This is a genomic window from Sorangiineae bacterium MSr11367 (assembly GCA_037157805.1).
GTDB lineage: Bacteria > Myxococcota_A > Polyangia > Polyangiales > Polyangiaceae > Pendulispora > Pendulispora rubella.
This window is the reverse complement of sequence record CP089983.1, coordinates 12888816-12914776: the sequence shown is the minus strand read 5'-3', so window position 1 is coordinate 12914776 and position 25961 is coordinate 12888816. Positions and strand designations below refer to the sequence as shown.

Genomic DNA, 25961 nt, shown 5'->3' with positions numbered 1-25961 from the left:
ATTCCATTTACGGCACGACTTCCACCACTTCCCCGTCGTGAAGATCGGGCCGGGCGATTTTGACGATGCGTTCACCCCCGTCAAGTCCGCTCGCAACCTCGATGGTAGCACCGGTGTCGCGTTCGATGACGATGGGAATGGACCGGATCGCGTCGTGGGCACAAACGGTGGTCACGCGCACGCCTTTGGCGTCATTGAGAAGGGCCGTGGCAGGGATCTCGAGAACACGGTGGGGCGTGGGCAAGGAGAGGGAGACTTGCGCGTACATTCCCACCAAGAGCTTCCGCGCCGGGTTGGGCACGCGAACCACCGTGGTCATGGTACGCGACGCCGGGTCGAGCGCATGCGCGGAGCGCGCAATGACCCCGTCGAAGGACTGCCCGGGAAACTCGCGCACGGTGACCTTCGCACCGAGGCCCGTCTGCACGCTGAGGGACAGGTCCTGCGGTATTTGAACGAGAACGCGCACCGGATCGGTGGCCGCAATCTTGAAAAGGGGAACCGCATTTCCCGTTGTCACCAAGGCACCGCGTTCCACGGTCCTCGAAACGATGGTGCCGTGGAACGGGGCCACGACGCGCGCAAACGACTTGAGGTGCAGGAGGCGCCGAATGTTCGCCTCGTGCGCGGCCACGTTGGCCCGTGCCACGCCCACGTCTGCCTCGTCGACCAGGGATTGGGCGCGGCGCTGATCGAGATCTTGCTGCGACGCCAATCCCGCCGAGCCGAGCCTCTGGTAGCGATCGAGCGTCGTCTTCGAATAATCGCGGTGCGCGTTCGCCTGCGCGGACGACGCCTTGGCCTGCTCGAGCTGCGCGGCGGCTTGCTCCAGCTCTTGATCGAGCTCCGGCGTATCGATTTCTGCCAAGAGTTGCCCCTCGCGAACGTCGTCGCCAATGTCCGCGAGCCATCGCTTCGTGTATCCGCTCACGCGCGCGTATACCACCGTTTCCTCCAGGGCTTGCACACTGCCCGGAAGGACCATCACCCGCTCGCTGGCGAGGACCTTCGGTGTGACGACCACCACCCGCGGGCGCGTTGGAACCGCGGATTCGGCATGGGCCCGCGTCTTGGGCCCATACCCCGCCGCGAACCCCGCGGCGAGAACGGTCAGCACGCCCAGTGCGATCGGAATCGCGCGCGATCTCATGAGGCCTCCGATTCGGACTGCCGGCGCGGCAAGAGGGTGTACATCACGGGAACGAAGAACAGGGTCGCCAGCGTTGCCAGAACGAGTCCCCCGATGACCGCGCGCCCCAGCGGCGCATTCTGCTCACCGCCCTCCTCGAGGCCGAGCGCCGCCGGCAGCATGCCGAGGACCATGGCCAAGGCGGTCATCAGAACGGGCCGAAGGCGCGTCATGGCCGCCGTCGAGGCAGCCGTCATGGCGTCCAAGCCTTCCTTCCGCAGATCGTTGGCAAAGGTCACCAGCAGGGTGCTGTTGGCCGTCGCCACGCCGATGCACATCATCGCCCCCATGAGGGCGGGCACGCTCAGCGTGGTGTGCGAAAGAAAAAGCATCCACGCGATGCCGGCCACTGCGCCGGGCAAGGCCATCAGAATGACCAACGGGTCCATCCAAGACTGAAAATTGATGACCAAAAGCAGATAGACGAGAATGACCGCAAACACGAGGCCGTAGGTCAAACCTCGGAACGAGGACTCCATGCTCTCGGCTTGCCCTTTGACGACGACCGTGGTGCCTCGCGGATAATCCGGCTTCATGCCCTCGACCACGCGGCCGACGGCCGCCGCGACCGAGCCCAGATCGCGCCCCTCGACATTGACCTGCACGTCGTAGGTGCGCGTTGCATCGACGTGGGTGACATTCTGGGGCCCGGTCGTCCGGGAAACCGAGGCCACGTTGGAAAGGAGCTGCATTGCGCCCTGCGGCGTGGAAAGCGGGGTGCGCTGCAAGGCTGCAATCGAATCGACTTGGTATTGCGGCGTTTGCACCGCAACGGCGTATTGATAGCCGCGCTCGTCGCGCCACCAATTGGGTGAAACCTGCGAGCTCGACGAGAGCGACACCAGAAGATCGCTGGCCACGTCGCGCGCGCTCATGCCCGCCTGGTTGGCCATGGTGCGATCCACGTCGACATGAAGGCGCGGCGCGCGCGCAACCTGGGCCAGGTGCACATCGGCCGTACCGGGAATGTTCGCGATCTCGGTGGCCATCTTTTTCGCGAGGGCCACCGTCGCGTCGTCGTTGCCACCGGCAATTTGCACGTCGATGGGTGCGGCCAGGCCGAAGTTGAGCACCTGGGAGGAAATGTCCGGGGCCAAGAAGAAAAATGTCGAATCGGGGTAGGTCTCGTTCAATGTCTTTCGAAGCTTTCGTACGTAGTCCGCGGTGGGGGCGTGACCCTCTTCCAGTGCAATGAAGATCTGCCCATCGGCCGGCGAAATGAGCGCGCCCTCGCTGAGCGACAGGTTGATTCCGCTGTTGGGCACACCAATGTTGTCGAGCAACGTTCGAATGTCGTCCTTGGGAATGACGGAGCGTATGGTTCGTTCGATTCGGGCAAATTGGATCTCCGTCTCCTCGAGGCGCGTCCCCGGCGCGCCGCGCACGTGAAGCTTGATGAGCCCCGCGTCCACGTTGGGAAAGAAGTCGCGTCCCACCAGCGGAAAAAGCCCGCACGAGAGCGCGACGAACACAGTGAAGCCCCCCACGGCGATTCCGCGGTGCTCGAGCACCCATTCGAGCCACCGGCCATAGCGCGCCCGCAGGCGATCGAAACCGCGCACCTCCGTCCGCGGGAAGTGACGCCTTTCGCGCCGGAGAAAGACATTCATCAACGTGGGCACCAGGGTGCGCGACAAGAAGTACGAGGTCAGCAGCGCGAACACCACGGCCAAGGCCAGCGGCACGAACAGCGATTTGGCGGGCCCGGTGATGAAGCCCACCGGCACGAACACGATGCAAATGCACAGAGTGGAAACGAAGGCGGGGACGGCAACTTCGAAAGCGCCGTCGAGGATGGCCTCGACCAACGGCTTTCCCATGGCGAGGTTGCGGTGCACGTTCTCGATTTCGACGGTCGCATCGTCCACCAAGATGCCCACGGCCAGCGACATGCCGCCCAGGGTCATGATGTTCAGCGTCTGCCCAAGGGCGTAAAGCACGATGATGGACACCAGAATCGACAATGGAATCGAGATGACCGCAATGATCGTGCTTCGCCAGCTCCCCAAGAAGAAGAGAAGCATCGCGGCGGTGAGCCCGGCCGAAATGAGCGCCTCGCGCACGACACCGGTCACGGCCGAGCGCACGAACACGGATTGATCGAAAAGCAGCGCCACCTTCAACTCTTTGGGGACGCGCGCCAAGGTCGCGGGCAAAATTTTTCGAATGCCCGCCACGACGTCGAGCGTGCTGGCCGCGCCCGTTTTCAAGAAGGTGATGAGAACCGAGCGCTTTCCCTCCACGTGCACCACGCTGGTCTGCGGCGCACTCCCATCGCGGACGCTGGCCACGTCGCGCAGGCGAATCGTCGTTCCCTGCACCGCTTTTAGAGGGAGGTCTCCCATGTCGTCCAAGCCGCGCGGGCTGCCGTTGACCGAAATGGGGTATTCACCGTCACCCATTTTGGCGGTTCCCGTCGGCAGAATGACGTTTTGCTGGCTCAACGCGGCATTCACGTCCCGCGGGGAGAGGCCCCAGGCATAGAGGCGCGCGGGGTCGATATCGATCATGATTTGCCGCTGCTTGCCGCCGTAAGGCCAGGGGATCTGCACCCCCGGAACGGTCTCGATGTCGGCGCAAACGAATTTGAGCCCGTAGTCGAGGAGCTGCTGCTCGGTCATGCCCTCACCATCGAGCGCAGCCTGCAGAATGGGAACGTTGGAGGCGCTGTAGCGCAGAACCAGTGGCGGTGTGATTCCCGGAGGCAAACCCGAGAGCGCCGATTGCGACATCGCGGTGATTTGCGCCGTCGCCGCCTCCACGCTCGCACCGGGCTGGAAGTAGACTTTGATCACCGCCACGCCTTGAAGCGACTGGCTCTCGACGTGCTCGATGTCGTTGACCAGGGTGGTGAGCAGGCTCTCGTAATTGCGAACGATGCGTGTCTCCATTTCCTCCGGCGAAAGCCCGCCATAGCGCCAAATGACCGAGATGACCGGAATGTTCACGTCGGGAAAAATGTCGACGGGCATGCGCACGATGGCGATGCCGCCCACGAGCACGATGAACACGGCCATCACCACGAAGGTGTACGAATGCTTCAGGGCCGCTCGAACGAGCCACATGCTTGGCGAGCCTCCATCGATTGGAAATGGCCAGGACGGCACCGATGCCAGGGCGTGGCGCGCTGGTACATGGTGGCGATACGCAGCATCGTCTCTTCGTTTTGCCCGCGGCAGATGATCTGGAGCGAACAGGGCAACCCCTCCGGCGAAAAGCCGCAGGGGAGCGCCATGGCACACAGGCCAAGCAGGTTCACGAACCGCGTAAACAGATTGGGCGGGTTCGCGTCGTCGACCCCGACGACGGGGCGCGCCACCGTCTGCGTGGTGGGCGTCACGATGGCGTCCACCCGATCGAAGAGCCGGTCGAACTGCGCGCGCAAGAGAGGAAGCTCCCAGAGCGCCGCGTCGTAGTCTTCGCGGCTCATCGCGCTTCCGGCCTGCAAGCAGGCGCGCACGCGCTCGTCGAGGGGCACCTGCGGATCGTGCGCCAAACGGCCATAGCGCAAGGCCGCCTCGAACATGGCAATGGTGCTATTTCGCTCGATGTAATAGGCGAGCCGCTTGGGGAATTTTACATCGAGCACCGGGATGCCCAGCTCGGAAAAGACGCCGAGGGCCTCGTCGTACGATTTCAAGAGGGATGGTTCGACGGGTGCGCGCTCGCATTCCGGGAGCCGGCCGATGCGAAACGCGGTCTTCGTGGGGGTGATGCGGCCGCGGCGCATCGCCCGATAGAGCAGCCCCACGTCCTCGACCGTGCGCGCGATCATTCCGACGGAGTCCAATGTCGCACTCAAGGGCACGACTCCGTCGAGGCTCACCCGCCCGAACGTCGGCTTGAGACCAACGACACCGCACCACGCCGCGGGAATCCGGATGGATCCCCCCGTATCGGTTCCTACGGCCCACGGACTGAGTCCCGCGGCCACGGCCACGGCGGCCCCACTGCTCGATCCACCCGGCGCATAGTGGGCATGCTCGACCCAGGGGTTGCGCGGAGCTCCGAAATGCTGATTCGTCCCCGTCGTGCCCAGGCCGAATTCCACGGTGTGCGTCTTGCCGAGCACGATGGCGCCACTGCGCTGCAAATCGGCAATCGCACCCGCGGTGCTCTCCGAGACGCGATGCCGCCAATGCCAGGACCCCGCCGCGGTCGTGCGGCCGGCGATGTGGAAGAGGTCTTTGACCGCGATGGGGAGGCCGTGCAGGGGACCGCGCCACGCACCGCGCGCCGCGAGCGCGAGCTCGGCCTCCCGCCGCGCCTCCTCCTCGTACACCTCGGTGAATGCGCACAATCTGTCGTCCTGCGCGCGTATTTTGGCCAAATAGGCGTCGACCACCTCGACGGGCGACAGCTGCCTCGAGGCGATTCTGCGCCGCAGCTCGCGCACCGTGAGCCAGGTCAGGTCGACCATTTTCTCGCCTCTCCCACAGGAGCCTCCGCACGCCGGTAGGCCATGGCGTGCACGTCACGCACGATGAAACGAATCGTGAGAACGATGGATACGGTGAGCGCCGCGACGATGAAAATCGTGATCGTCATGCGGTCGACGAATGGCACCGTTTCCGAATGGCGCGCCTCCGCGATGAGCGCCCCGAACAATGCGACCCCCACCGCCGAGCCCACCTGCCCCGTGGCCCGTGAGACGCCGGACGCAATTCCGGTGAAGGCCTGACCGACGCTCGACATGAACAGCGACGTGTACATCGGTGCCGCAAGCCCGCCCCCAAGGCCAATGAGGCTGAGCGGAATGATTAAATACATATAATCCGAATGGCTTCGGACCAGCAGCAGGCCGCAAAATCCGGGTATTTTGAGGCTCTCCCCGAGGAGCATCAAGGATCGAGGGCTGAATCGGGAGACGAGCCGCGCGGTGATCTTGTTGCCCACGACCACGCAGCACGAGAGGGGAAACAGCGCGAGCCCGGTTTGCAGCGCGCTAAAGTGACATACCTCTTGGAAATAGAAGCTCAGCACGAAGAGGTTGCCGAAGAATGCCAGGGTGCCGACGAAGAACATGTACGCAATCGCGCTGAAGTTCCGATTGCAAAACAAGGAAAACGGCAGCATCGGCTGCGGGCTGCGCGTCTCGGCCACGCCGAACGCCGTCGCCGACACGAGGAAGACTCCCGCACCGCAAAGGATGGGAAGCGACGTCCACCCCAAAACGGGCCCCTCGATGAGCGACGCAATGAGGGATACCGCGGCCACGTTCGCGGTGATTTGACCGACGAAGTCGATGCGCCGCTGCCGATTGCGAACATCCGCCTGGACGAGCCGCAAGGTCAAACCAATGCCGACGAGGCCAATGGGAACGTTGACCAGGAAGATGCTTCGCCAGCCAAAGAGCTTGATGAACAAGCCGCCCGTGAGGGGCCCCAGCACCATGGCCAGCCCGCCCCAACTGGCCCACGTGGCAATGGCGCGCGAGCGTTCCGTCGCATCTTCGTAGGCGTGAATGATGAGCGCCAGCGAACTCGGGACCAAAAGCGCGGCCCCGTAGCCTTGCAACACGCGGCCGAGCAGCAGCATGTAAATCGACGTGGCGGCGCCGCAGAGAAGCGACGCCCCGACGAAGAGCGAGAGACCCAACATGTAAATGCGACGCGCCCCGAACCGATCGCAAAAGGAGCCCCCCGAGAGGAGAAAGCTCGCAAAAATGACCAGGTACGCATTCACGATCCACTGAAGCCCGGTGATGCTCACACCGATGCTGGCGCCAATGGATGGCAGCGCCACGTTGACGATGGACGAGTCCAAAATCACCAGGATGTAGCTAATGCTCGTTGCCGCCAGCAGCATCGAGCGCTCCTTTTGCGTGACACCATTCATGCTGCTCATGCCGAGCGACGTCCTTTCTCGGCGTTCTCGTTTTCGCGTTCGCCGCCGACGAGGCACATGATGCGTTGCCCCGAGTGGGTGAGACCGTGCATCGCCCGTCCTTGTGCGGCCAGGATTCGAAGTGCCTGGACCACCGCCTGCGCGTGGGAGCGAAACCCCGTACCCAGAATGGTGACGCAGTCCACGTTCGTCTCGTAGGCCGTTTGCCACTGTTTGAATTCTTCGCCCATGGTCTGCACCACGAATTTGACGAGTCCCACATCGCGGCTGGACACCCCGAATGCGATATGGGTGATTCCGCCCTCCTCGTTCACGGTGAGCGCATCGATCGCGACGTCGTTTGCCTCGAGCGACTCGAAAAGCCTCGCGGCCACGCTGCCGTGGGTCAAAACGCCGGCAAGGCGCACCAGCACCCGCCCCGTTTCGAAGCGCACGTCGGTCACCGCCCCATCGTCCTCGATCATGCGGCCTCCCAACGAATCGCGTCGTGCACCCAGGCGCCGAACTCGTCGATCCGGTACTTCAGTTGCTCTTCGCTCGATCCCACGAGCAGCCCACTGAGCACGTCGTCGGTGTAGCTCGTGGCCCGGCGGTATTCTTTGCCCACCACGCCCGTGAGGCAATACGTGGAAACCCATGGAAAAGGGATCATCGTGGGTAGCTTTTTCAAGCGCCCCTCGCGAACCGGAATGCGGACGGACGCGAGATACCGGTGCGGCGTGCGGATCTCGGAGAAGTCGTCGTCCAGCCCGGCCAAGGAGCGAATCCACAGGCGATGAATGTCGATGTCGTACGAATAGCCAATGAGCTCGCCGGTGATCGAACCGGGCGTGCGCGCGGCGATTTCGCAGAGCACCAACTCGTCGTCCTTGGTGTGGAAAATCTCGGCGTGAAATGCCAGCGGGAACGCCGGGGGAAGCGCGGCGATGGCCTTTTTGGTGCATTCGATCAGCCGCTTCGAAAAGGGCGTGCGCGGGTCGATGGCCCGGTCCCCGAAGATGCCGCCGCTCTGAAAATCGAGGCACGTGGTGATGTAGGCGCACGGAACGAAGAAGACCGAACCGTCCTCCTTCAGAACGCCGTTCACGTGGTACATGCGGCCGTCGACGAAGGACTCGATCATGCAATCGCGCCCCGTGGACGTGCGCAGAAACTCGGCGAGCGCCGCGTGATCCTCGATGAGGCACACGTTCTTCGAGCCGCATGCGTCGACGGGCTTGATGACCACCGGAAATCCGTGCTGCTCGACGAAGTGGATCGCATCGAGCGGCGACGTGAGCCGCGCGAAGTTCGCCACCCGGAGGCCCGCGCGGCGGAGGTATTCCTTCATCGTCACTTTGTCCCGGTACGCGATGGCACTCTCCACCGATTGCCCCGGTATCCCGAGGTGGCGCCGGATCCGCGCCGCGCGAATGAGATCGTATTCCGAATGCGGAATGACCGCCTGGAGGGTGACCGACCGTCCGATCTCCACGGCCGCCAATTCGGCCAAGCCGTGCGCGTCCATGTCATCGATGCTCCGCACCAAGCGATACCGATCTTGGTGCGGCATGACATTGGACGTGATGAGGTAAAGGTCGCGTCCCGACTCTTGCAACCACGATGCAAAATCGATCTTGATGCTTCGACCGAGGCACAATAGAGCCATGGCTAACCTCGTTGGCACAAATCCTCGTAATCGGTTCCGCGTGCGAGGAGGGCGGGGACGACGGGCCGGCCATCCGCGACCTTGAGCCACAAACGAAGCAGGTGCCTTCGCTGGGTATCGGAGTCCTCGAATTTGGTTCGAGAGTGCACCGTGGTGAAGTTGTTGAGCAGCAAGATTTCCCCGGGATCCAGGAGAAACTCGAGCAGGAGGTCCTTGCGCGCGCACGTGTCGAAGAAGCGTTGCAGTCCCTCGTCCAAGTCCGGCGGGAAGGTCACCCCCAACTTGTCCGCCGCCATGCGCATGTACGTGTCGACACACATCGAGCTGACCGTCTGGCCCACGCGCGAGAACACCGGTATCGAATAATCCGTCACCGGCCGGCTGCTCACCGTGCGCTCCGCGGTGGCATATGGATATCCCTCGTACAAAGCATCGAGGACGTGCGGGGCATGTTTCAAGAGCTCGTTGTGCACGGCCAGGCTGCTCACGATGTGCGTGAGCCCGCCCGAGGGCGCATTTTGCACGCACATCAAGCCAATGACCTCGAACGCGTCCGAGTGAAACCCGAGCTCGCGATCCGACATGTACCCGCGATTTCTCGGATTCTCCTTTTCGTTCCGCACGTGGCCGATGCGGTTGTGCGCCGCACTCTGCACCGCCGGCGTTCCGAATCGAAGGCCGAACCCCCAAAAGATCCGCTCGAAGTCCGCCGGCTCGAAGGCCTCGGGCGTCACCCCCGAAACGAGCACCACGCCCGTGCCGTGCATGATCTCGTGGCAGATGCTGGCAAAGCACCGCTGCAACTCCGGCGTCTCGAAATCGCTTTTCGCCAGATCGTACGTCGCGCGATGCCGTGTTCGTTCGAGCAACCGTGCGATCGCGGACAATTCGGCGGCATCGAGCGCGTACGTCACCCCCGCCTTGCCGCCGATGGACTCCGCGTTCCACGCCGCACGATCCGTGATGGGACTCCGGAATACCTCGGTTCGATTCTCACCGGTGCTCATTTGCAGGTCCGGCAATCGGGGTGTTGCGGCTTCTCGACGACCTTGGTCGTCAAGGTGGCAAAGTCGATGACCACCAACTTGCCGGCGCTCGCCATGGGCCATCCCACCAGGTGACGGACGATGTCCGACGCCATCATCCCGCTGACCGTCATCGCGCAATGGCTGAACGCCGAGGTGGCCGGAATCAAGTCGTTCTTCTCCCGGTACACGCGCGTGCTGTAGTGATCGGGATTGCGCTCCACCGACCAAAGCTCGTCGCACTTGAAGCACCCGGTTTGGCCGGGCACCTTGGTCCATACGAGCCCGGTCCCCGCGGAGACGCTGTTGAAGACGGCGGGGATCCCGGCGGCGAAGCATGCATCGCTGATCCAGCGGTCGTTGGCGATGACCGGCCTGTCGATGGCCGCAACCACGATGCCGGGCTTGAAGTACTCGATCAAACTGGCAACGTCGGCCGTGCTCTCGAGGCGTTGGAATACCGTATTCACGCGCGTGTCGGGGTTGATGGCCTCGAGCCGCGACTTCAAAATATCGACCTTGCGCTGGCCGACGTCGCCCGAATTGAACAGCTGCCGATTGAGATTCCCCAGTTCGATATGGTCGAAGTCCACCAGCGAAATGGTCCCGCACCCGGCCATGGTGAGCGCCGTGGCCGTGCAGCTCCCCAGACCGCCGCACCCCAGCATCAACACATGGGCACCGAACAATTTGCGCTGCAGGGCCGCCGGCGTCTCGTGGTTCGGGGAGAGCGCGGCGAATCCGTTCAAGTTGCGGGAATAGCGATCCGTCTGGTCCACCCGCAAGGACGACATATCGAAATACTCGGCGTCCTCGACGGCCGCCGCGTCGGCGAGCGCTTCCACGAAGGCGAGCAGCTCCGCCTTGTTGACCGACCGGCCGCGCTCCGTCAACGTGCGATGAATGTCATCTTGGGTATTTTTCCCGGTCAACAGGCCAATCGTCTCGATTTTCCACGAGGCGGGATCTTCGAAGATGAGTCCGGGCTCCGACTGTTTCGTGCCGCGGTGAACCATGAGCCGCTTGTTCGGAAGCGGCGCGACGATGACGGTGGGCTGCAGGATGGGGCGCTGGATGACGGATGAAACGGTATTCATGGTTCGCTCAACCCTTTCTGACGATGACCGGAAGCAAAATTCCTCGTTTTCCGACGTTCATGACCGGGTCGAAGCTGGCACGCGCTTGAAAGCCGGCGAAATTCCCCCCATACACGTACGCATCGACCCCCGACCAGAGTGACGTCACCACGCCGTCCGCGGGATGAACCGCGGATACCTTTCGTCCTTGGACGTATTGCTGCACCACGTACGGCTGCTCGCTCGCGATCGCGGTGGCGATGGTGGCATCCCATTGCGACTGCGGTGTGAACGGCCCCAAGGTCAAACCTTCGCCACGCGTGGCATTGGACGGCTTGAGCACCAGCGACGCACGGTGGCTCGACACGTATTGCAACAGATCCACGCGATGCCCCCCGGGGCTGACCGTCGCGTCCTCCCGGAGCACGCGCGTCCAGGGAATGTGCGCGCGGCAAAATGCCTGCTGCTCCGCCGAAAAGCGCCCGAGCGTCCGCGGATCGCTCAACAGCGCCAAAATGGCTTTGTCCGAGAGAGGCCATTGCCCCACGAGCGGGTTGATCGACGTCACCACACCGTCGGCAATGGCATGGAGGTAATCGCTCACCTCCGGCGCGTCGATCAAATCGCGAACATCGAGCTTGTTGTACACGACGTCCACGCGGCGTCCCTGCCGATCCACCAGGCTTTTCCCATCGCGCCGGAGCTCGCTCGCATCGAGGGTCTCCGCGGCAACGCCCAGGCGATTCAGGCCCTCGACCATCCGGGCCACTTCGTTCTTGAACGAGCCGCGGAACGTCACCACCGCGGCGCGCTGGGGCAACGTGCCCACCCGTTCCCGGTGGGTGGCCAGGATCTCTTGCAGAATGAGATCCGGATCGATGGCAAACGGTTGGAAGAGCGCGTCGTGCGGTACATTTCGCATCAGCGGATTGGGAACTTTCGACCAAATGCGGGCCGCGAGCCCATTCTGAATCACGCCGCCGGGCGCCTCGGTGTTCGTCTCCAGAATGCGGAACGAATCCGTCTCGTCGAACAACCCGTCCAGCCGATACACGCGGATGAGCGGCGAATGCTTGGGCAAGCGCACGATGAGGTGCTCCACGCTCCGGTACGCGGGAAACAGCTTGCGCACATCGGGGTCCTCCACGTAGAGCCTCGCCGCGAAATCGAAGATGGGCGAAAGCTGCTCCGCCGCACGGGCGAGCCACTGCGCGGTCCCCGGCTCCAGAAGCAAAGGCCGAATGGAGACCGGGTAACTCTTTCCTTCGAAGTGCAGACCGGCCGAGGCCAGGTCCTCGAAAAGCCGAGCCTGAGCCTGGGTCAACGCCTGCGCGCTGGCCGAGCTCATTTGTGCGAATTGGGATTCCACGACCGATTCGTCGGCGGCAAAAATCATGGGCGTCTCCTATCGAATCAGGCCGAACACGAGACCGAATCAGGCACGCGTTCGAGCGAGGCATGCAAAACTTTGGAAACAGCGGTGGAGAGCCGAGTCAGTCCTTGCTTGAGGACGATGGGCTCGATGGTGAGCGGGGGAAGAATCTTGACGACGTTTTCCGTCGGCCCGCACAATTCGACGATGAGGCCCTCCCCGAAGGCCGCCTTGGAGACCTCCGCCGCAATGCGCGGATCGTCGAACACGAGCCCCTGGATGAAACCGGCCCCGCGAATGCTGCGCACGTGCGCGGGAAACGACGCACGAATGGCATTCAAGTGGTCGACGATGATGCGCGACTTGAAGGCAACGCCGTGGGAAAACGAGCGGTCCCGCCAGTAATCGAGCGCGCTCGTCGCCGCCTCGAACGCCAAGTTGTTTCCGCGAAACGTCCCATTGTGCTCACCGGGCTCCCACCGATCGAGATCGGGCCGGATCAGCAATAGAGACATGGGCAAGCCGTAACCGGAAATCGATTTGGCCAAACAGACCAGATCGGGCTCGATGCCCGCGCGCTCGAAGCTGAAAAACGTCCCCGTGCGCCCGCAGCCCGCTTGGATATCGTCGACGATGAGGAGCACACCGTACTTGCGTGCCATGGTCGAAAGGCCGCGCAACCACTGCGAGGACGCCACGTTGACCCCGCCCTCGGCCTGCACCGTTTCCAGGATGAACGCCGCGGGAATGTCCACACCGGAGCCGGTTCGAAAGAGCATGGCCTCGATGAAGTCGAGGGTGCTCACACCTTCCCCGAAGTATCCGTCGTAGGGCATGCGCACCACGTCGGGCAGCGAAACGCCGGCAACCGCGCGCTTCGATTGCCGTGCCGAGGTCGCGAGCGCGCCCAGGGTCATCCCGTGAAATGCGTCGGTGAAGGCCACGACGTTGCGCCGCCCGGTGACCTTGCGCGCCAACTTGAGCGCAGCCTCCACCGCATTGGTCCCCGTGGGACCGGTGAATTGAAGACGGTAATTGTATCCGCGCGGCTTGAGGATGACTTCGTCGAAGGCCAGCAAAAATCGCTTCTTCGCCGAGGTATGAAAATCCAGCGAGTGGGTGATGCCGTCGCGAAGAATGTATTCGACGATTTTGCTGCGAATCATCGGATCGTTGTGGCCGTAGTTCAGTGAACCGGCGCCCGACAGAAAATCGATGTATTCGCGCCCTTGTTCATCCTCCAAAATGGCATTCTTCGCGATGGAGAAGACGGCCGGAAATTTCCGGCAGTAGCTGCGCACGACGGACTCGTGTTCTTCGAAGGCGGACGTTTCGGATGAAGATTTCATGACGATCCCTTTCGTGTCAGGCGCCGTCCAGGTAACCGGAGTTCAACGAACCGGAGTCGGTGAAGAAGTCGGTGTGCGACCTCTCGGACTCGTCGTCACGCCCCGGGGGTTCCTCGTGCCCGCCCTCGTCCAGTGCCGCGGGCGAGCGTGATTTGGCCTTGGATTCACTCATCCGAGCTCCTCCCGCAAGGCGATGTTGCCGAGGTTTTGCAAGAGCGGCGCGTTCTCGCATGCCACGTAGGTGCACGAGCCCGTACCGTCGTTGACGTGTTGGTGCGCCGCCCAAACGGGAACGTAAAACGCATCCCCCGCCGTCCAATGAACGACGCGGTCCTCGATGCGAGAGTGCCCCGATCCGGCGATCACGTAAATCACCGTTTCGTAATTGTGCCGGTGCAGGCGCGTCGATTGTCCGGGCTGCAGGCCACCGATGGTGACGCTGAGCGTGTTCGTCGGCAGGTCGATGATATGCACCGCGTGGTTGCGTTCCTCGGTGAACTTCGTCGATTCCGTATCGTGGCCCGACGTCACCCGCGGGTGGTGCAGCCGCTCGGGGACGAACACGCGGGTCTTCGAGCCCACGCGGCCGAAATCGATGGAGGAGAAGCGCGGCGGGGGCTCGGTGATCTTGCGGTGCACGAGCACGTCGTCACCGCCCTGGTCGCGGATCTCCTCGAGGACGGCGTCGAACATGTCGCACCGTTTGGCGATGACGTCCGCCCCGATCGAACGTGCCCGTTCTCGCGCCGATGCGTCCCGAGCGGTGAGCCGCTGGAGAATGTTCAACATGGTGAGCGCGTGGCCTTCGTCCTCCTCGATGTGGATGCGAAAGAACTCCGTCGCGCGATCGCCCACGCCGTGCCCGACCAGGGCATCCAGAATGGGACGGTACACCACGGGCACGATGGCCTCCGCGCCCAGGCAAAGCGCCGCCAGACCCTCCAAGGGGTCCTTTTTGCGGCAATAATCCATGACCGATTGGGTGAGCGCACGCGTGGCTGGAAGGGGGCCTTCGTCGCGCGGATCGGCATTCAACGTATCCAATGTTCGCTGGAACAACTCGGCGTGCGTGACATTCTCGCTGCCGCCGTCCATCCCCATTTCCTCCAGAAGATTCTCCATGATGGCGTGGAGATCGTCGACGTTCGATATATTGCTCATCAGCGCGCACAAATACTGCGTAAAATGCCGCGAATAGTGGCGGTGCTGAATGAGCAATGTTCGTACGCCGTTCAAACCGATGCGCCCCTCGGATAGCTCCGTCAACAGCGGATGCCGCTCGAGTTTGCGCAGGCTATGGGTTTCCAACCACGGTTCCCAGATGGTCATCGTACGTTTGCCCCTTCAAATCAGTCAGACGACGTAACTCAAGTACGGCTTGTAATATCGAAACACCCATTCCTCGGGCACGCGCCCGACAATGCCGAGGGTGGCCAGCGCATTGTAATAGAAGCTCTGGCGCGGCATGCCCCGCAGCGGCCCGAGAAGGCTGCGCAAGGCGCTCCGCCGGGTGTGAAAATCGATGTTGAACGATATCGACGTACCGAGGCCGCGCACGTGATGAAGCGTCCCCGGTGGCAGGTAGAGAATGTCGCCCGGGCCCACCACCACCTCGTAGGGCGTGGCCTGCCGGCTGTGCGGAAGGCTCTGATAATCGGGCTGCTCGGGATCGTGCGTGAACCAGCGCCAGCTCCGTCGCCCGCAATATGCGGCATCGTCGGGCGCGTAAATGGTGAATCGCTTTTTGCCGTACACCTGAAAGAACAGGTTGTGCGTCAACAAGGTGTCGAAATGAAGTGGCGTCAGACTATGCGCCGGCCCCATGAAGAATTGGACGTAGCGCCACCACGCCGGCTGGTAATAACTGGACAGTAATCCCGCCGGAAAGGGCTGGACGTCCTCCACCAGGCGCGGGAGCAACGCGAAGATGGGAATGTCGTGGCAATAGGGCAACGCCTGGCCGCGAGGCCGCGGTGCGCGCTCGTGCTCGCGCAGAAACGCGGCATAGGCCTTCAATGTCATTTTCGATTGGCGAATACCGGATGGCCCATATTCTTTGATGGGCACCGCGAGATCCGGCGCAATGCGACAGAAGTACTCCGGCGACCACAGATCGTAGGCCCTCCCGACGCACGCATCCGCGATGATGACCGGCCGCTCGGGCCGCAAGTACTCGGCGTGGAACCGTGCCGCGGTGAGGCCCGTCTCTTTAGGAACGGACGTAAAGGCTTTCATGTTCGGCCCCACCGCTTCAGCAAGGCGCGCGCCAGGGGTGTGGCTAGGCCATCATTCGAAGAATATCGAGCGGGTCGCTCGCGGTGTTCACTTCATGAACAGTTGCCGTGCTCCCAATCGGAACACTGTTTCAGAAATGAACAGCGGCTACTTCCGATAGAACGTCGTGCGCCCGATTCCGAGAAGCGCCGCCGCGCGGACCTTGTTCCCCCCGGTCACCACCAGGGCGGCTTCTCGATTCTTCGTCTGCAGCGATTCTTCGTTCATCGGCAGCTCGACGACCATCGCGGACGGCGAGGAATTGGCCGTGACGTCGGCGGCGCGCGGCAGGCCGCGAATGGCCTCGGGCAGGTCGCTGGTCGCAATGGTCGGGCCGTCGCCCATCACCAGCGCGTGCTCGATGACGTTGCGCAGCTCCCGCACGTTGCCCGGCCATGGATAGCGCCGGATGGCCTCGAGGACCTCCGGCGAGAAATCGTGCACCCTCCGGCCCGAGCTCGAGGCCAGATCGCTGAGCAGCTTCTTCGCGAGCAGCACCACGTCGTCGCCGCGCTCGCGCAGCGGCGGGATGCTCGCCTTGATCACGGTGATCCGGAAGAACAAGTCACGGCGGAAGGTGCCCGCGGCGACCATTTCGTCGAGATCGCGGTTGGTGGCCACCAGCACGCGCGCCCGCAGCGGAATCGAGCGGGTCGAACCAAGCCGCTCGAACTGCTTGTCCTCGAGCACGCGCAGCAACTTGGCCTGGCTCGCGAGCGGAAGCTCCCCCACCTCGTCCAAGAGCACCGTGCCGCCCTCGGCGGCCTCGAAGACGCCAACTTGATCCGCCGTCGCTCCGGTGAAGGCGCCCCGCGCATGCCCGAACAGCTCGCGCTCGATCAGCGTCTCCGGGATGGCCGCGCAGTTGATCACGCGCAAAGGCTCGTCTTTGCGCGGCCCCGCCTCGTGGATCAACCGCGCGACGAAGGTTTTCCCGACACCGGTTTCCCCGGTGAGGAGCGCGGTGGCTTCCGACGCGGCCAGCCGCGCGATCAGCCGAACCAGTTCCTCGGCCGCGGGCGACGTCCCCAAAAAACGCTGCGCGCTGCCGATGGCCAGCCGTCGAAGCGCGTCGCGGTCGTCGCGCACGATCTGCAACGTGGAAAGGTGCGCGAGTTGCGCGCCCGCCAGCGCGGCGGCGAGCACCAGGAGCCGCCGGAGCGGATCCCCCACGGCGGGCGGAGACACCGTCGTATGAAACGCGAGCCAACCGGTGGGAGCCCCGCGCGAGGGCGCGACGATGGCCGTGCCGCCATCCGGCGTCGCCGTCTCCAGAAGGGGCATCTCGTCCGTCGATCCGAACTGCGCGCGGCCCTCGGCGTGCAAGTCGATCCGTGAGCACTCCGCGTACGTGCGGGCCCACGTTGACAGAATGGTCTCGACCTCCGTCGCCGACGTCGCCGCGCTCAGCGTCTGATTCAGCGCAAAAATGGCCGCAACGCCCACGACGTCCGCCGCCGCGCCGGTGAGCAGCGCCCCGATGGTCGTATTGGCCACCTCCTTCGCGCGGTGCACCTCGCTCGTGCGGCCCCCACTCGCCTCCGTGACCAACAGCAGCGTCTTGCCCACCAAGATGGAGTCGCCCACCTTCACTTCGCCGGCGGTGATCTTCCGATTGGCGTGCACGATGGGCGCAGCGTCCCCGCACACTTGCACGTAGGCCAGCTCGCCGGCCATCGCGTGGATGTGAAAATGACGCCGCGACACGCTCGGATCACTGAGCGACAGATGCGCGTCCCGCGCGCGCCCGACCAACTTGAACTGGCCCCCCACATCGAGCTGGGCACCCGCATCCTGCCCGCTGGTGACCACGAGTCGAATGCTGGGCTGACTCTTCACCACCTCCGCCAAAGTAGCACGTCCGTATGGGGACGCCGGGCCTTACCCGAACTGCGGCAACTCCGAGATGCGTGCCATGGCATCGGCGGGCGCATCACTCGGAAAAGGCGCGGTCGATCGCGAAAGGCGATTCAGCCAGCGCCGGTCGAGCGGGCGCGTGAGATCGCGCGCATCGACGGCGGCCACGGTGGTCCCTTCCTTGTCGCCGATCCCCTCGCCCACGCCGACGGCGAAGCCTGCGAGGAGCAGCGCCGAGCGCGTGGCCGTGGCCGCGCTGTACGTGTGCACGGTGGCCCCGGCACGGCAGGCACGCCGCAGGAGCGCGAACGATGCCACGGTCCACAGCGCCGGGTTCGCGCGCGGCGAAAAGGGATCCCAGAACACGACGTCCGCACGCTCCTCCGGCTCGCGCGCCAGCGTCTCCTGGAGCTCGCCGTAGACGAGCCGCCATAGGGTGCGCGCCGTCGTGAAGCGGCGCGCCGCAAGCATGTTGCGCGCGGCATGCCCTGCATCGCCGTCCAAGCCGAAGTCCGCCGCGTGCTCCTCGGTCAGCGCCAATTCGAGCGCGGCCACGCTTCGATCGAAGCTCACGATCTCGAGACGCCGTGACGACGCCCCCAGCGACTCCGAGAGCTTCCACGCCGCCACGGCATTCGAGCCGGCACCGAGCCCCACCTCGAGCAGCACCAACGGGTCGCCCTCGCCCGACGACAGGCGCGCCGCCAAACGCGATGGCCCCACGTAGAGCCGTTCGGCCTCCACCTGCGGCCCCACCACCGGGTGCATGCACTCGCCCGTCGCGAGGTCGCGCATGGCACGCGCCCCGCTGCGCGTCGTCACCACGTCGCAACGCAACGTCACGATGCCGCCACCGTCCGCTCCGCCGAGAAGCGCTTCGTGCTGTGCTCGTGCCGATCGATCGCCTCGAGCTTCCTCTTCGCGAACGCGGCGTACGCCCCCGCCTCGATGGCCCTGCGCGCCTCGGCCATCAGCGCATGGTAGTGATGCAGATTGTGCAGCGACACCAGCCGCGGCCCGAGAGGCTCGCTGCACTTGAACAGGTGATGCAAGTACGCGCGGCTGTACAACCGGCACGTCGAACAGGGGCACTCCGCATCGAGCGGCACGTCGGCCTGCGCATTCGGCCCGCGCGTCAGACGCACCCGCCCCGTCCCGGTGAACGCCGTCCCTTGCCACGCGAGGTGCGTCGGCAAGATGCAGTCGAACATGTCCACACCCGCCGCAATCGCCTCCAGCAGGTCCGCCGGCGTCCCCACGCCCATCAAGTAACGCGGCCGATCCCGCGGCAAAAGCTCCGCGGAAAAATGTGTCATGTCCTCGCGTTCCGCACGGGCATCCCCCACGGCCAACCCGCCGATGGCGAATCCATCGAACGGCATCGCGGTGAGCACACCGGCGGATTCCTTGCGCAGCTCACGCCGGACGCCGCCCTGCACGATGGCAAACAGTGCCTGCGCGGGGTTCGTGCGTGCAGCCAGGCTGCGCACCGCCCAGCGGTGCGTTCGATCCATCGCATCCCGCAACGTCGCCTCGTCCGAGCGCGAGTCCGCGCACACGTCGAGCACCATCATGATGTCCGACCCGATCGCGGTCTGCACCTCGATGGATCGCTCCGGCGAGAGCATGTGCATGCGCTGATCGGTGTAGCTCCGGAAGTGAGCCCCACGTTCACTCAGGGTGCGATCTTCCGCCAATGAGAAGATCTGGTAGCCCCCCGAGTCGGTGAGCACGGGTCCCGACCACCCCATGAACGTGTGGATACCGCCCACGCGCCGAAACAACTCCGGCCCGGGCCGCAGCATCAAGTGGTACGTGTTTCCGAGCACCACTTGCGCGCCGATGTCCGCCAAATCGGCCGGGGTGAGCCCGGTGACCGTCGCGCGCGTGCCTACCGCCATGAAGGCGGGCGTTTCCACTCTTCCGTGCGCTGTCTGGAGCGTGCCGCGTCGTGCATTCGAAGCCACATCGACCGCGGTGATGTCGAAGGGAAGCCCTGCCGAGAGACTCATCGACCGCCACGCTACTACGGTTTCGGCCTCGTTTTGATATCCACCCAGTTACTTGTGGTCGCGGTTCGGGCCGCAATGTCCAGTTAATTATCGCAAATCGGGCAATGGAACCGATCGTTCTCGGGGATTGTCTCTCGAATACGACTCACCTAGATAGGCCCAGACCCCATCGGAGACCTTTCGATGGGATCGAAAAAGGCCTCTTCGTTCGCCTTGGCGTGGCTTTCGTGCGACGCTGGCGGCCCCTTTTGGAGCGTTGGAACGCGGTGCGCAACAAACCTGGAAGAATAGTTGGGATTCTCGTCTCGATCGTGGGTCTCCTCGCGGTCGTTGGAATCCTTGCCGGCATCAAGGCCGGCCAAATTGGACAGCTCATCAACATGGGCAAGGAAGGCGCAAAAGCAGGTCCGCCCCCTGAGAGCGTCAGCTCCGGGAAGGTCGACGAGCAGACGTGGGAGGGCACGCTGCAGGCAACGGGCAGCGTTACGTCGCTCAAAGGCGTCAGCCTCAGCAACGACGCCGCGGGCATCGTGACCCGCATCAACTTCGAGTCGGGCAAGTCGGTCAAGGCCGGTCAAGTCCTCGTCGAGCTCGATACGAGCGTGGAACGCGGCCAGCTGGCGCAGGCTCGGGCCCGGCAGGAATTGGCCCTTTCGGTCGCCAACCGGACGCGGGCACTCGTTTCGAGCGGCTCGATCGCCCAGGCGCAGCTCGATACGGACGAAGCGGGCCTCAAAGGCTCGAACACCGAAATCGAAACCCTCGAAGCCCAGATCCAGCGCAAGATCGTCAAGGCGCCGTTTTCGGGTCGTCTTGGTATCCGTTTGGTGAACTTGGGGCAGTACCTGAGCCCCGGCACGGCGCTCACCGTTCTGGAAGCCATCGAGCAGGTGTACGTGGACTTCACCTTGCCGCAGCAGCGCCTGCCGGACGTTTCGGTCGGCATGCCGGTCCGTCTCTCGGCAACGGCCTCGCCGAGCGCCGATGCCGACGCGGGCGCAGGTGGCTCTTCGTGGGAAGGGACCATCGCGGCGGTCGATCCCTCGGTCGACTCCAACACCCGCCAGATCAAGCTGCGCGCTTCGTTGAACAACAAGGAGCTCAAGCTCCGCCCCGGTATGTACGTGAACGTCACCGTCGTCCTGCCCAACAAAGGCAAGGTGGTGAGCGTTCCGTCGACGTCGGTCGTGCACGCCTCGTACGGCGAATCGGTCTTCGTCATCGAGGACAAGAAGCCGGACTCTCCCGGCGCGTCGAAGTCGCCGACGGGGCAGCCCATCAAAATTGCTCGACAGCAATTCGTCCGGAAGGGCGAGGCGCGGGGCGATTACGTCGCCATCCTCGACGGCGTGAAACCCGGTCAAGAGGTCGTCACGGCGGGTGCGTTCAAACTCCGCAACGGTGCGCCCATCGTCGTCAACAACGACGTCCAGGCAAAGCCGCAACTGGACCCGCACCCCGAGAATCACTGATCGGGAGACGCCATGAAGTTCACCGACTTATTCATACGCCGGCCCGTTCTGGCGATCGTTCTCAACCTGGTCATCATCGTGGCCGGGCTCCAGGCGATCAAATCGATCAACACGCGGCAGTACCCACGGCTCGATAGCGCCACGATCAGCGTCAAGACCGTGTACGTCGGTGCCAGCTCGGACTTGGTGAGCGGCTTCATCACGACGCCACTCGAGCGCGCCATCGCCGCCGCAGACGGTATCGACTACCTCGAGTCGAGCAGCGTCCAGGGTCTGTCCACGGTCAACGTTCGCCTCAAGCTGAACTTCCCGCAGGGCAACGCCCTCGCCGACATCACGGCGCGCGTCAACCAAGTGCGCGCCGACCTGCCGCCCGAAGCGGAGATCCCCTCGATCAGCATCGAGCCATCGGACTCGCAGTTCGCGGCGATGTATCTGAGCTTCGGCTCGGACATCCTCGAGGACAACCAAGTCACCGACTACCTCGTGCGCATCGTGCAGCCTCGCCTCTCCGCGATTGCCGGCGTGCAGAAGGCCGACATCCTCGGCGGGCGCCAGTTCGCCATCCGCGCGTGGCTCAAGCCCGAGCGCATGGCGGCTCTGAACATCAGCCCGGCGATGGTTCGCGCGGCGATGGGGCAGAACAACTACCTGTCCGCGCTGGGCCAGACGAAGGGCAACCTCGTTCAGCTGAACCTCTCCGCCGACACCGACTTGAAGTCGGTCGAGGAGTTCAAGAAGCTCGTCGTCAAGCAATCGGGCACGACGCTCGTGCGCCTCGAAGACGTGGCCGAGGTGGTGCTCGGCGCCGAGAACTACGACCAAGAAGTGCGCATGAGCGGCGATGCCGCCGTGTTCATGGGCGTCTGGGTTCTGCCGAGCGCCAACTCGCTCGACGTCATCGCCGCCGTCCGCAAGGAGATGGAGGCCATCAAGACGGAGCTGCCCACGGGCATGAACGCCTTCGTGGCCTTCGACACGACGACGTACATCCAGAGCGCCATCGACGACGTTACCCACACGCTCATCGAGACGATCGTCATCGTCATGATCGTCATCTTCTTGTTCCTCGGATCGATAAGAACGGTCATCGTGCCAATCATCGCCATCCCGGTGTCACTCATCGGTGCGATGTTCTTGATGCAGGCCTTCGGCTTCACGCTGAACCTGCTCACGCTGTTGGCCATCGTGCTCTCGGTCGGTCTCGTCGTCGACGACGCCATCGTCGTCGTCGAGAACGTGGACCGGAACATTCAGCTCGGAAAGGGCTCCTTTGAGGCGGCCATTCTCGGCGCCCGCGAGCTCGTCGGGCCGGTCATCGCCATGACGATCACGCTGGCCGCGGTGTACGCGCCCATCGGTTTGCAGGGCGGTTTGACCGGTGCGCTCTTCCGCGAGTTCGCCTTCACCCTCGCCGGTGCGGTGTTCATCTCGGGCATCGTGGCGCTGACGCTTTCGCCGATGATGGCGTCGAAGATGATGTCGTCGGAGCACAGCAACCGCTGGCTCGTGCGGCACGTCGATGCGGTGTTCAACGCCATCCGGCGTGGATACGCGCGCATGCTCGATTCCACGTTGCGCACGCGCGGCGTGGTCTACTTCGCCTGGGGACTTCTGTCGCTCTGCATCGTCCCCTTGTACATGTTCTCGCCGAACGAGCTCGCGCCCAACGAAGACCAGGGCGTCGTGTTCGGAGCGCTCCAGATGCCAGCGAACACCACGCTGGAGCAGGTCATTCCGTACACCGAGCAGGCGAACGAGATCTTCAAGACGACGCCGGAGTTCGAGCACAGCTTCCAGATCACCACGCCACAGCTGGCCATCGGCGGCATGCTGGTGAAGCCCTGGAACGAGCGTCATCGGAGCATCTTCCCCATCCAAACGGAGATCACGCACAAGATGAGCGCCATCACGGGCGTGCGTGCACCGATCTTCGTTCCTCCTTCGCTGCCGAGCCCCGGTCAGCTGCCGATCGAGTTCGTCATCTCGGCGACGGCACCGCACACGGAAATCTTGCGCTTCGCGCAGGACCTCCAGAAGGCGGCGATGGATAGCGGCATCTTCTACTTCCCGCCGATCATCGACGTGCAGATCGACCAAGAGAAGGCGGACGTGATCCTCGACCGCGACAAGATCTCGTCGATGGGTCTGAGCATGCAGAACGTCGGTGCGGATCTCTCGGCGATGCTGGGCGGAAACTTCGTCAACCGCTTCAACATCGACGGGCGCGCGTACAAAGTCATTCCGCAGATGGAGCGCTCTGGGCGCCTGACGCCCGACCAGCTCACGAACATCCAAATCACGGGTCCGAGGGGCGAGCTCATTCCACTGAGCGCCATCGCCACGATCCGCGACGGTGTGGAGCCTCGAACGCTCAATCGCTTCCAGCAGCTGAACTCGATCAAGCTCTCCGGTATGTCCGGGCGTTCGATCGACGAGGCGCTGAAGGTGCTCGAGACGAAGGCGAAGGAAGTTCTCCCGCAGGGCTACCACGTCGACTACACGGGTGAGTCGCGTCAGCTCCGCACGGAGGGCGGCAAGTTCCTCCCGGCCATGGGCCTGGCCTTGCTGCTCATCTTCTTGGTGCTCGCGGCGCAGTTCAACTCGTTCCGCGATCCGTTCGTCATCCTCCTCGGCTCCGTGCCGTTGGCGATGTTCGGAGCGTTGATCTTCACGTTCCTCAAGTACCCCGGCCCGCCGGAGCTGCCGTTCAAGCTCACCGCAGGCTGGACGACGACGCTGAACATCTACTCGCAGGTCGGTCTGGTGACCCTGGTCGGCCTCGTGTCGAAGAACGGCATCCTGATCGTCGAGTTCGCGAACCACAAGCAGCTCGAGGGTCTCAGCAAGCTCGACGCCGTGCGGGAAGCAGCACACACCCGTCTGCGTCCGATCTTGATGACCACGGTCGCCACCATCGCCGGTCACTTCCCGCTGACATTGGTCACGGGCCCCGGCGCCATGGCCCGTAACTCGATCGGTCTCGTGCTCGTCGGCGGCATGTTCATCGGAACGCTGTTCACGCTGTTCGTTGTGCCGGCGGTCTACGTTCTCCTCGCCAAGGATCACAGCAAGGAACGCGCAGAGCGCACCAACGAGTCGGAAGAGCAAGCGCCCCACAGCGGGCCGCATCAAACCGTCATCATCGACGAACCCACCGGCGCCAGCGCCGAATAAGCGCCCCCACCCTCAAGGGCCCCTCCCCCTCCGGGGGAGGCCGGGAGGGGGAGACCGAAACCCGCTACTGCGTGGAGATGCCTGACCGGCCTCCACGCAGTACGTATTTTTGTATCTTGCCCGTGGCCGTCTTGGGCAGCTCCTTCACGAAGTGAAACGCCTGCGGCGCCTTGAAGTGCGCCATGTTGTCCCGTGCGAAGGTGCGCAGCTCGGCCTCCGTCGCGGTCTTGCCCTGCTTGAGCACCACGAACGCGTGCGGCGCCTCGCCCCACTTCTCGTGGGGCATGCCCACCACCGCCACCTCCTGCACCGCCGGATGCCGCAAGAGCACGCCCTCCACCTCGATGCTGGAGATGTTCTCGCCGCCGCTGATGATCACGTCCTTCATGCGGTCGCGGATCTCGACGTAGCCGTCGGGATGGGTCACCGCGGAGTCGCCGCTGTGGAAGAAGCCACCTTGGAAAGCGCGCTCGGTAGCCTCGGGATCGCGGAAGTAGCCGTCCATCACCGCATTGCCACGCACCACGATTTCGCCGATGGTCTGCCCATCGCGCGGCACGTCGTGCATCGCATCGTCGACCACGCGCAGCTCGCCCGACGTGATGAGCTCCACGCCCTGCCGCGCCTTGATGCGCGCCCGCTCCTGCAGCGAAAGACCCGCATCGGTATCGCGCGGCTCGCACACGGTGATGAAGGGCGACGTCTCGGTGAGCCCGTACACGTGCAAGAGCGACCACCCGAGCTCCGACTCGATGCGCTCGATGGTGCTCGCCGCCGGCGGCGCCCCCGCCGTGAGCACGCGCACCCCGCGCGGAGCGCGCTGCCGCAGCTCGTCGGGCGCACTGGCAATCGAGATGAGCACGGTCGGCGCCGCGCACAGCAGCGTGATCTTCTCCCGCTCGAGGTGCTCGAACACCGACGCCGGGTCGACCTTGCGCAGGCAAACGTGCGTCGCCCCCACCGCCGTGTTGATCCACACGAAGGTCCACCCGTTGGCGTGGAACATCGGCAAGGTCCACAGATAATTGTCCGAGCTGGTCATCGGATGGTGAACCAGCGTCCCCACGCAGTTCACCCATGCGTTGCGGTGCGTGATCATCACGCCCTTCGGCCGCGAGGTGGTGCCGCTCGTATAATTGATGGTGAGCAGGTCCTTCTCGTCGATGGTCACCGCCGGGAGAGGCCCCGGGTCGGCCGCCGCCACGAGCGCCTCGTAATCGAGCCACCCCGCACGCGCTCCCTCCAGCGCAACCCAGTGTGTCACCTGCGGACAGCGCGCACGGATCGAGTCGACCGCGTCGAGGTAGTCCGAGTGGACGCACACCACCTTCGAGCCGCTATGCTCGATCATGTACGCGAAGTCGTCGGCGATGAGCCGGTAATTGAGCGGCACCACCACCGCCCCCAGCGCCGGCACCGCGTAGAACGACTCCAGCTGCGCATGCGTGTTCGGCGCGATGTACGCCACGCGATCGCCATGCCGCACGCCGAACCCCGCGAGCACGCGCGACCAGCGATCGCATCGATCGAAGAACTCGGCATACGTGAGCCTCAGCTCACCATCGATCACCGCAATTCTATCGGCGTAGAGCGCCCGCGCGCGGCGCGCGAACTCCATGGGCGAGAGTGACACGTGCATCGGGAAACCTCCGGTGCACCAGCG

The 25961-nt window shown here is 64.0% G+C and carries 19 protein-coding genes; 2 read left to right on the top strand and 17 right to left on the bottom strand.

The window, feature by feature from the left end; translation table 11 throughout:
• Positions 1-7: 7 nt before the first annotated feature.
• From LVJ94_50365 to tgt, 16 genes are all read right to left on the bottom strand, one after another.
• Complete coding sequence (locus tag LVJ94_50365) at positions 8-1150, bottom strand: efflux RND transporter periplasmic adaptor subunit (GenBank protein ID WXB05087.1); 1143 nt, start codon at positions 1148-1150, stop codon at positions 8-10.
• Positions 1147-4254: an efflux RND transporter permease subunit gene (locus tag LVJ94_50360; GenBank protein ID WXB05086.1), complete on the bottom strand. Its 3108-nt coding sequence runs from the start codon at positions 4252-4254 to the stop codon at positions 1147-1149. The genes LVJ94_50365 and LVJ94_50360 overlap by 4 nt, the downstream gene beginning before the upstream one ends.
• Positions 4230-5609, bottom strand: coding sequence for an amidase (locus LVJ94_50355; protein WXB05085.1), 1380 nt, complete (start codon positions 5607-5609; stop codon positions 4230-4232). The genes LVJ94_50360 and LVJ94_50355 overlap by 25 nt, the downstream gene beginning before the upstream one ends.
• Positions 5597-7036, bottom strand: coding sequence for an MFS transporter (locus tag LVJ94_50350; protein ID WXB05084.1), 1440 nt, complete (start codon positions 7034-7036; stop codon positions 5597-5599). The genes LVJ94_50355 and LVJ94_50350 overlap by 13 nt, the downstream gene beginning before the upstream one ends.
• Positions 7033-7500 carry a hypothetical protein gene (locus LVJ94_50345; GenBank protein WXB05083.1) on the bottom strand — a complete coding sequence of 156 codons (468 nt, stop codon included), beginning with the start codon at positions 7498-7500 and terminating at the stop codon, positions 7033-7035. The genes LVJ94_50350 and LVJ94_50345 overlap by 4 nt, the downstream gene beginning before the upstream one ends.
• Positions 7497-8684, bottom strand: coding sequence for an ATP-grasp domain-containing protein (locus LVJ94_50340; protein WXB05082.1), 1188 nt, complete (start codon positions 8682-8684; stop codon positions 7497-7499). Before LVJ94_50340 ends, LVJ94_50345 begins: the two co-directional genes overlap by 4 nt.
• A gap of 2 nt (positions 8685-8686) precedes the next feature.
• Positions 8687-9691, bottom strand: coding sequence for a TauD/TfdA family dioxygenase (locus LVJ94_50335; protein WXB05081.1), 1005 nt, complete (start codon positions 9689-9691; stop codon positions 8687-8689).
• The gene (locus LVJ94_50330; protein ID WXB05080.1) at positions 9688-10806 is read right to left on the bottom strand and encodes a ThiF family adenylyltransferase; all 1119 of its coding nucleotides are present in this window, start codon (positions 10804-10806) and stop codon (positions 9688-9690) included. Before LVJ94_50330 ends, LVJ94_50335 begins: the two co-directional genes overlap by 4 nt.
• A 7-nt stretch (positions 10807-10813) precedes the next feature.
• Positions 10814-12181: a hypothetical protein gene (locus LVJ94_50325; GenBank protein WXB05079.1), complete on the bottom strand. Its 1368-nt coding sequence runs from the start codon at positions 12179-12181 to the stop codon at positions 10814-10816.
• Between the two features lie 17 nt (positions 12182-12198).
• Positions 12199-13506 carry a diaminobutyrate--2-oxoglutarate transaminase gene (gene ectB / locus LVJ94_50320; protein ID WXB05078.1) on the bottom strand — a complete coding sequence of 436 codons (1308 nt, stop codon included), beginning with the start codon at positions 13504-13506 and terminating at the stop codon, positions 12199-12201.
• 16 nt (positions 13507-13522) lie between these two features.
• Entirely contained in the window at positions 13523-13678 is a 156-nt protein-coding gene (locus tag LVJ94_50315) for a hypothetical protein (GenBank protein WXB05077.1), read from the bottom strand.
• Positions 13675-14835: an iron-containing redox enzyme family protein gene (locus LVJ94_50310; protein WXB05076.1), complete on the bottom strand. Its 1161-nt coding sequence runs from the start codon at positions 14833-14835 to the stop codon at positions 13675-13677. The genes LVJ94_50315 and LVJ94_50310 overlap by 4 nt, the downstream gene beginning before the upstream one ends.
• A gap of 24 nt (positions 14836-14859) precedes the next feature.
• Entirely contained in the window at positions 14860-15741 is an 882-nt protein-coding gene (locus LVJ94_50305) for a cupin-like domain-containing protein (GenBank protein WXB05075.1), read from the bottom strand.
• Positions 15742-15888: 147 nt separating this feature from the next.
• Positions 15889-17622 carry a sigma 54-interacting transcriptional regulator gene (locus LVJ94_50300; protein ID WXB05074.1) on the bottom strand — a complete coding sequence of 578 codons (1734 nt, stop codon included), beginning with the start codon at positions 17620-17622 and terminating at the stop codon, positions 15889-15891.
• 39 nt (positions 17623-17661) lie between these two features.
• A complete protein-coding gene (locus tag LVJ94_50295; GenBank protein ID WXB05073.1) occupies positions 17662-18480 on the bottom strand; it encodes a methyltransferase in 819 nt (272 codons plus the stop codon).
• The gene (gene tgt, locus LVJ94_50290; protein WXB05072.1) at positions 18477-19649 is read right to left on the bottom strand and encodes a tRNA guanosine(34) transglycosylase Tgt; all 1173 of its coding nucleotides are present in this window, start codon (positions 19647-19649) and stop codon (positions 18477-18479) included. Before tgt ends, LVJ94_50295 begins: the two co-directional genes overlap by 4 nt.
• Positions 19650-19915: 266 nt before the next feature.
• Between tgt and LVJ94_50285 the strand changes: the two genes are divergently transcribed.
• Together LVJ94_50285 and LVJ94_50280 are read left to right on the top strand one after the other, a co-directional pair.
• On the top strand, positions 19916-21121 hold the full coding sequence (locus tag LVJ94_50285; GenBank protein WXB05071.1) for an efflux RND transporter periplasmic adaptor subunit: 1206 nt from the start codon (positions 19916-19918) through the stop codon (positions 21119-21121).
• Positions 21122-21133: 12 nt separating this feature from the next.
• Complete coding sequence (locus LVJ94_50280) at positions 21134-24298, top strand: efflux RND transporter permease subunit (protein ID WXB05070.1); 3165 nt, start codon at positions 21134-21136, stop codon at positions 24296-24298.
• Between the two features lie 64 nt (positions 24299-24362).
• Here the strand turns inward: LVJ94_50280 and LVJ94_50275 are convergent, their stop codons facing one another.
• Entirely contained in the window at positions 24363-25937 is a 1575-nt protein-coding gene (locus LVJ94_50275; protein ID WXB05069.1) for a long-chain-fatty-acid--CoA ligase, read from the bottom strand.
• Positions 25938-25961 lie beyond the last annotated feature (24 nt).